Origin of the sequence: Streptomyces hirsutus, assembly GCF_001418415.1 — a bacterium.
In the GTDB taxonomy this organism is placed as follows: domain Bacteria; phylum Actinomycetota; class Actinomycetes; order Streptomycetales; family Streptomycetaceae; genus Streptomyces; species Streptomyces hirsutus.
In genome coordinates, this window is record NZ_LIQT01000547.1 from 1 (window position 1) to 7,394 (window position 7,394).

A 7,394-nucleotide genomic window follows, 5' to 3' on the forward strand; every position below is an offset into this window, starting at 1 on the left:
TGTTCCTGCCGGTGCTGCCGAGCGGGGTCCTCGTGATCGCGGCGGCCACGGCCGCCGCCGCGGGCACCGCGACCGACGTGCCCGACATCCTGGTCCTGACGCTCTGCGTCGCCACCGCCTCCGTCCTGGGCGACCTGGTCGCCTACCGTCTCGCCTGGCGCGGCGGTGACCGTCTGGACCGGGCGATCGCCCGGTCCCGCCGTCTGACCGGCGCGCAGGAACGTCTCGGCGCCGCGCTGGCCCGCGGCGGCGGCGGTCTGGTCGTCCTCGCCCGTTTCGCCCCGGCCGGCCGCTCGCTGGTCTCGCTCGGCGCGGGCGCCGCCCGCCGCCGGGCCCGCGACTTCCTGCCCTGGTCGGCGCTGGCCGGCCTGTCCTGGGCCGCCTACAGCGTGACCCTCGGCTACCTCGGCGCCCACTGGCTGGGCGCGACCTGGATCGCCACCGCGGTGTCGGTCGGCGCGCTGTTCGGGGCGGGCGCGGGGGCGGCGTACCTGATGCGCAGGCGGCCGGCACCGGTGGAGGCTTCGTAACGGGGCAACGGGGGCCCGTCCCGCTCCTCTTCACCCGCCACGTCGTCCACCTCGCCCGTCCCGCTCGCCCCGCTTCCCCGCCTTCCCGCCGCCTCGTCTACCCCGCCTGCCGCGCCGCGGTCGTGCCCGCACCGGCGCCGCGCACCTCCAGGCCGTCCAGCAGGCCGGCCGTGGCCTCGGCGATCGCGTCCACGGCCCGGTCGAAGACCTCGCGGTTGTGGGCGGCCGGCGCCCGGAAGCCGGACACCTTCCTCACGTACTGCAGGGCGGCAGCCCGGATCTCGTCTTCGGTGGCCTCCTCGGGCAACGCGGGCGGACGCAGGGTCTTGATACTCCGGCACATGTCCCCAGTCTCCCCCCGGGGCGCCCCTGAGGACCATGCCGGACGACCGCGCACCCGGGCTTACCCGATCGGGTGAACCGGGCGAGGAGCCCCCCGTTGACTCGCCCCCCAAAATCGAACAGGCGTATCATTAGCGCGTGGCTGCGACCTATGACTTCCCGAGTGACCTCCTCGCCGGTCAGGAGGAGCTGCGTCAGGTCCAGGCCGAGCTGTCGACCCTGCTGAAGCGGCTTCCCTGGTCGGTGGAACCGCTCGACGGGTTCAGCGACGACACCGGCTGGCGCCTGGTCGAGCGTCCCGCCTCCCCCGGCTGGACGGACGACGAGCAGGCCGAGGTGGAGAAGCTCCGGCGCCGGGAGCACGAGCTGGTGGTGTTCGTCAGCACCCATCGCTACTGGGCGGAGCTGGCCGGCGTCGACCGCGTCCACGCCCGCTCCCGGCTGAAGCACGCGCACGAGGCACCGCCGCCGGGCGGGACGGAGCCGTCCCCGTAGGGACTCCCGGTACGAACGGCGTCACGAACGGCACAGGGCCCTCCGGAGCAACTCCGAAAGGCCCTGTTCCCGCGAGACCGCGGGATCGCGACGCGGTGGGCGCGGACGGTTTCGAACCGCCGACATCCTGCTTGTAAGGCAGGCGCTCTACCCCTGAGCTACGCACCCGGGACCCGGGCGCACCGCCCAGGCCGAGTCGACAGCCTACATGGCCCGGGGATCGATCACGGCTCCCGGGTCCTTCCGCATCCGTCCGGGCGAGGTTCCTTCCAGGCTCCCTCGCAGGTTCCCTCGGGGTTACCCCCCGGATTCCGTCCGGGGGATAGCCCCACCTTGATTCCGGTAGCGGCCCGGATCCCCCGGCGGGGCCCGGCTCCGTACGGTCGAAGAGCGCCGGAAAGCGCGATCGTCCGTCCCAGGGGGAGACCGTCATGACCCGCACGACCCACACGTCCGGCACCACCGGCACGACCCGCCCCGCCCGCACCACCGCCGGCTCCTCCCGTGGCGTGCGCCTGCGCGCGGCCGCCCTCGGCGGGGCCGCCGTGGTGCTGGTCGGCGGGCTGACGGCCTGCGGGGCGTCCGCCGCGGACGACACCGACCCCGACCGCCGGTCCTTCGACCTGCCGAGCAGCACCCTCACCGTCGACTCCGACGACTCCGCGCTCGAGATCGTCGCCGTGGACCGCACCCCGTCGGGGAAGGTCGAGGTCACCCGGTGGTTCCAGGGCACCGTCGCCCTCGGCACGGACCCGGAGGCCACCTGGTCGCTGGAGGGCGACCGGCTGAAGCTGCGGATCAAGTGCTCCGGCATCGTCGCCGACTGTTCCGCCGAGCACCGTGTCGAGGTGCCCCGCGGGGTCGCCGTGAAGGTCGAGGAGGGCGACGGCAGCGTGCGCGCCCGGGGCTTCCGCGACGCCCTGGACATCCGTACCGGGGACGGCTCCATACACGTCACCGACACCACCGGCCCCCTGCACCTGCGGACCGGCGACGGATCGGTGCGGGCCGAGGTCGCGTCCCGCACGGTGCGCGCCCGGACCGGCGACGGCTCGATCCGCCTGGAACTGAGCGCCGTACCCGACCTGGTGGAGTCCCGCAGCGGCGACGGTTCCGCCACCGTCGAACTCCCCCGGGCCACCTACCGGGTGACGTCCGGGACCGGTGACGGCGCCGAGAAGGTGTCGGTGCCCCGCGACGACACCAGTTCCCACGTGGTGGACGTCCGCACCGGCGACGGGAGCCTCACGGTCCGTACGGCGGACTGACCGACCCGTGTGTTCGCCCTCCACCGGTGGGACAATGGCCATCGGGAAGGGCGAACGACAGTACGGGAGAGGGATGTGACGGCGATACCAGAGCAGCCGTACTCGCCGTCGAGACCACGCGTGGGCCGCACGCGTGGTCTTCTGTCCGGGGGTCCGGTCCTCCGGGGCCCCCTCTCCCCGGGCGTCTCCCGGGGCCGGGTCGCCGGTCCGCTCCGTGACGCGCTCGCGCTGACGGTCCTGCCGCTGGTGGCGGCGCTGGCCCTGCCCGCCGCGTTCGCCGGCGGCGGCACCCGGCGCTGGTTCGGCGGGCGGGCCGAGAACCAGCGGGCCGAGGCGCAGGCCGCCAAGGACGCGGCGGCGGCCGCGTTCTACGAGCTGGACACCGCCCAGCGGGACCTGCGGATCTCCATCGAGACGATCACCGCCGTCGACAGCTCCCCCGCCGCCCGCCGCGCCGTCGCCGACTTCGAGGCGCTCGGCCGCCGGATCGACGAGGCCAGCCACACGTACATCGAGGCCGTCGACGCCCATGATCTCGACCGCGACGACCTGGAGGCCTCCGCCGCCTCCCGGGCCCGGACCGAACTGACCGCCGCCAAGGGCGAGCTGGACCGGGTCAAGCGGGAACTGGACCGCTTCACCGACGGGCTCGGCCCCCTCCTCGGCAAGGCCGAGACCCAGCTGGCCCGGCTCGCCCCCGCCGTCGAGCGGGCCCGTCAGGCGCTGCTCGCCGCGTCGAACGCACTGGACGCCACCCGTGCGGCGGGGCTGCGGGCCGATGACCTCGCCGCCCGGCTCGCCGCGCTCTCCCCGGAGCTGACCAAGCTGAACCAGGGCGCCGGGCAGCACGGCGTGCCGCAGACCCTGGAGCGGGCCGAACGGGTCATCCGCCAGGCCGAGGCCATCCGCGCGGAGGCCGACCGGCTGCCGGAACAGGCCGCCGAGACCGGCCGCCGGCTGGTTTCCCTGCGCACCCGCGCGCAGGCCCTCACCACCCGTTCCGAGCAGGTGGAACCGGTGCTCAGCGAACTGCGCCGGCGCTTCAGCGCCGCCTGCTGGCAGGACCTCCAGGGCGTCCCCGACATGGCCACGGAGAACGTGCGGCAGGCCGAGAGCAAGCTCGCCGAGGCGAGTGCCGCGCGCGACGAGCAGCGCTGGGCGGACGCCACCGCTCTGCTGTCGACCGTACGAGCGCTGCTGAACACGACCGACGAGGCCGTGTCCGCGGCCGGAGACCGGCTGCGGCAGCTGAACGCCGTGCAGAAGGACCCGGAGCAGGAGATCGAGCGCACCCGCTTCGCCATCCGGGACGCCCAGCGCCTGGCCATGGCCGGCCGCCACACCCCGGACCCGCGCCACGCGCACCCGCTGGACAGCGCCGTGGCCCGGCTGGAGCGGGCCGTCGCCGGGCTGGAGGGCCGCCACCCCGACTACTGGCACTTCCTGACGGAGACGGAAGCGGTCCGCCAGTCGGTGGCGCGGGTGGTGGCCCTGATCCGCGAGGACCGGGGCGGCTCCGCCGGCTGACCGGTACGGACCCGGCCGTCTCCCGCTCCCCCGCCACGGCCCGCAGCCCGCAGCCCGCAAGGCTCGACCGGCGGCAACCGCCGTCCGCCGGTTAGCCTGTGCACATGCCTCGCTACGAGTACCGCTGCCGGACCTGCGGCGACACCTTCGAACTGAGCCGTCCCATGGCCGAATCCGCTGCTCCGGCCGCCTGCCCGGCAGGACACGACGACACCGTGAAGCTCCTGTCCACGGTCGCCGTGGGCGGTGCCGCCCAGGCACCGGCCGCCGCTCCCCGCGCGGGCGGCGGAGGGGGTGGCTGCTGCGGCGGAGGCTGCTGTGGCTGACGGCTCGCGCCCCGGCTCCCGAGCGCCGGGGCGCGACCGCGGGGCTGCCGTGGATCTTCCTCAGGTTCTCTTCAGCTACGGCTTCGTACGGTTTCCTGCATGACAGCCATCGCAGCGCACACCCTGTCCGTCGCAGCGGGCGGGGAAGCCGGACCCCAGTGGGTCAACGGCCTCATGGACGCCTTGGGTGCGCCGGGAGCGGGGCTCGCCATCGCGCTGGAGAACCTCTTTCCGCCGCTGCCGAGCGAGGTCATCCTGCCGATGGCCGGGTTCGCCGCGAGCAGCGGGCGGATGAGCCTGCTCGCCGTGCTGCTGTGCACGACGGCCGGTTCGGTGATCGGCGCGCTCGCGCTGTACGGCGTGGGCGCGCTGCTCGGCCGGGAGCGGACGGTGGCGATCGCGGGGCGGCTGCCGCTGGTGAAGGTCTCGGACATCGAGAAGACCGAGGCGTGGTTCCTGCGGCACGGGACCAAGGCGGTGTTCTTCGGCCGGATGATTCCGATCTTCCGCTCGCTGATCTCGGTGCCGGCCGGTGTGGAGCGCATGCGGCTGTCCGTGTTCCTGGGCCTGACCACACTGGGCAGTGCCCTCTGGAACACCGTCTTCGTCCTCGCGGGCTACGCGCTGGGAGAGAACTGGCAGCAGGTCACGACCGTCGTGTCGGGCTACTCGAAGGTGGTCCTCGGCCTGGCCGTGCTGGCGGTGCTCGCCTTCTTCGTCCTGCGGATGCTGCGGCCGGGTGCCGGCCGCAGGCGGCGCGACCGGCAGTCGGGCACGGAAGAGGTGGGGCCGTCGGGCTCCTCCGAGGAGGACGACCTCGCCGACCGGTACGACCTGGCCGGCCGGGGACGCCACGGCTGAACCCGCTCACAGCTCCCCGGCGGCCTCGCCGAGGCCGCCGCCCCACTGAGGCCGTCTCACGGGACCCGCCTCACCCCGGCGGGTTCGCCGCCTTCAGGAACTCCCGCAGGATCTCCTCCCCGGCCACGACCCCGCGCTCGGGGAGCGCGGTGACCCCGGGGGCCGTCCAGTCGGCGTCGGCCAGTTCACCGTGGCCGGGGCGCCAGCTCCGGTCGGCGGCGAGCAGCAGGTCGGCGTCGAGGAGCGAGTCGCCGGCGGCGAGGGTGAGGTCGGCGCCGGTGCGGCGGGCGACCTCGCGCATGGCCGCGCTCTTGGTGAGCGGCTTGGGTACGGCGTAGATCTTGCGGCCCTGCAGGGAGACCGTCCAGCCGCGGTTCTCCGCCCAGACGGCGAGTTCCTTCACCCATTCCTCGGGCAGCAGCTCCCGCTCGACGACGAGGTAGGCGAAGAGGTCCTCGGCGACGCGGTGCTTGCGCGTCCAGACCGGGTCGGCGGTCCGCTCCAGGTGCGCCCGCACCTCGGAGAGCGGGGCGCACTCGGCGGCGAGGCGGGCGGTCACCGAGGCGTGCCAGTCGTGGTCGGTCTCGCCGTCGACCAGGAGGTGGCCGCCGTTGGCGCAGATCGCGTACGCCGGGGCGGGGCCGGGGAGGCTGATGCGCCGGTACTGCTCGCGGGTGCGCGTGGTGGTCGGTACGAACACGGCGGCGTCGCCGAGTTCGGCGAGGAGCCGGGCCGCCGTCTCCGTCAGGTAGGACAGCGGGCGGCTCTCGTAGACCTCCACGCACAGCAGCCGCGGGGCCTCGGCGTCGGGTCCGGCCAGGGCGAGGGCGTTGGCGGAGTAGATGAGGGTGCGGTCGAGGTCGCTGGCGACGAGGACGGTCATCAGGCCGTCACCGCCTTGCCGTCGGCGCCGGTCGCGCCGCGCGTGTACCGGGGGTGGATCAGACCGACGCAGGTGTACGGCAGTTCGGCGACCTCCTCGACGGGGACGCCCCGCTGGTCGGCCAGCAGCCGTACGTGGTCGAGGTCGTGGCCGGCTCCGGCGCGCGCGAGGATCTTCCACGGCACCCGGCGCAGCAGGACGCGGGTGGTCTCGCCGACACCGGGCTTGACGAGGTTCACGTCGTGGATCCCGTACTCCTCACTGATGCGTTCGACCGCGGCCCAGCCCTCCCAGGTGGGGGTGCGGTCGGTGGCGAGCAGTTCCTTGGCCTGGGCGCAGGCGGCGTCCGTGACCTCGGGGAAGCGGGCGGAGACGGCGTCCAGGAAGGCCACCGAGGCGTCCGCTCCGGCGAGTTCGCGGTAGAACTTGGCGCCGTGGAAGTCGTCCGGACCGACCAGGTCGGCGCGGAGCACGGTGCGCGAAATGAGGCCGGAGACGGTCGAGTTGAGGCAAGCGGACGGAATCAGGTAGTCCTCGCGGGTGCCGTACGTCCGCACGCAGGAGCCGGGGTCGGCCAGCACCGCGATCTCCGGGTCGAAGCCGGTGACGCCGTGGGTCTTCTCGAACTCCTCCACGGCCTGGGCGAGTTCGCGGGTGATGGCGCCCTTGCCGGTCCAGCCGTCGACGAAGACGACGTCCCGGGGGTCGTGGTGAGCGGCCAGCCAGCGCAGCGCGTTGGCGTCGATGCCCCGGCCGCGGACGATGGAGACGGCGTAGTGCGGGAGGTCGAGCCGGTGGCGGTGCTGGGCCCAGCGGCGCATCAGGATGCCGACGGGGGTGCCGGCCCGGGCCAGCGAGACGAGTACCGGGCGCGGGGATCTCTCGGCGAGCACGGTCTCGGTGACCACGCCGACCGCGTGGGCGAGGCGGGCCGCCGAGGTGTGCAGGGCCGCGCGGAACAGTTCCTGGTAGTGCGCGCTCGGCTGGTACTCGACGGGCAGTGACTCGGCGTAGTGCGCGCCGCCGCTCTGGATGGCCTCCTCGCGCTCCTCGGTCGGCGCCTCCAGGGTGACGTCGGAGAGGTCCTGGAGCAGCCAGCCGACCTCCTCGGGCGCGTACGAGGAGAAGGCGGGGCCGCGAAGGGGCTCGGGCAGCATGGGGG

The 7,394-nt window shown here is 74.2% G+C and carries 9 protein-coding genes and 1 tRNA gene; 6 read left to right on the forward strand and 4 right to left on the reverse strand.

Annotated elements, in window-relative coordinates:
* Positions 1–530 (forward strand): DedA family protein (locus AOK11_RS33910; protein WP_055597507.1); only part of this gene is annotated, 530 nt, incomplete at its 5' end.
* Between the two features lie 97 nt (positions 531–627).
* Here the strand turns inward: AOK11_RS33910 and AOK11_RS33915 are convergent.
* The gene (locus tag AOK11_RS33915; protein ID WP_055597508.1) at positions 628–873 is read right to left on the reverse strand and encodes a DUF2277 domain-containing protein; all 246 of its coding nucleotides are present in this window, start codon (positions 871–873) and stop codon (positions 628–630) included.
* A gap of 137 nt (positions 874–1,010) precedes the next feature.
* Between AOK11_RS33915 and AOK11_RS33920 the strand changes: the two genes are divergently transcribed.
* On the forward strand, positions 1,011–1,367 hold the full coding sequence (locus AOK11_RS33920) for a hypothetical protein (protein WP_055597509.1): 357 nt from the start codon (positions 1,011–1,013) through the stop codon (positions 1,365–1,367).
* Between the two features lie 96 nt (positions 1,368–1,463).
* Here AOK11_RS33920 and AOK11_RS33925 read toward each other — a convergent pair.
* Positions 1,464–1,535 (reverse strand) — tRNA-Val (locus AOK11_RS33925).
* A 263-nt stretch (positions 1,536–1,798) separates the two neighbouring features.
* On the opposite strand from AOK11_RS33925, the gene AOK11_RS33930 reads away from it, so the two are divergent.
* From AOK11_RS33930 to AOK11_RS33940, 4 genes are all read left to right on the forward strand, one after another.
* Complete coding sequence (locus AOK11_RS33930; RefSeq protein ID WP_107098749.1) at positions 1,799–2,635, forward strand: DUF4097 family beta strand repeat-containing protein; 837 nt, start codon at positions 1,799–1,801, stop codon at positions 2,633–2,635.
* 75 nt (positions 2,636–2,710) lie between these two features.
* Entirely contained in the window at positions 2,711–4,162 is a 1,452-nt protein-coding gene (locus AOK11_RS33935; RefSeq protein WP_107098750.1) for a hypothetical protein, read from the forward strand.
* A 104-nt stretch (positions 4,163–4,266) separates the two neighbouring features.
* Positions 4,267–4,488 carry an FmdB family zinc ribbon protein gene (locus AOK11_RS41060; RefSeq protein ID WP_079035254.1) on the forward strand — a complete coding sequence of 74 codons (222 nt, stop codon included), beginning with the start codon at positions 4,267–4,269 and terminating at the stop codon, positions 4,486–4,488.
* A gap of 99 nt (positions 4,489–4,587) precedes the next feature.
* Positions 4,588–5,349: a DedA family protein gene (locus AOK11_RS33940; RefSeq protein ID WP_055597510.1), complete on the forward strand. Its 762-nt coding sequence runs from the start codon at positions 4,588–4,590 to the stop codon at positions 5,347–5,349.
* A 70-nt stretch (positions 5,350–5,419) separates the two neighbouring features.
* On the opposite strand, the gene AOK11_RS33945 is transcribed toward AOK11_RS33940, so the two are convergent.
* Both AOK11_RS33945 and AOK11_RS33950 read right to left on the reverse strand, forming a co-directional pair.
* Complete coding sequence (locus tag AOK11_RS33945) at positions 5,420–6,232, reverse strand: HAD family hydrolase (RefSeq protein WP_055597511.1); 813 nt, start codon at positions 6,230–6,232, stop codon at positions 5,420–5,422.
* Positions 6,232–7,394 (reverse strand): cysteine protease StiP family protein (locus AOK11_RS33950; RefSeq protein WP_079035256.1); only part of this gene is annotated, 1,163 nt, incomplete at its 5' end. The genes AOK11_RS33945 and AOK11_RS33950, both read right to left, overlap by 1 nt.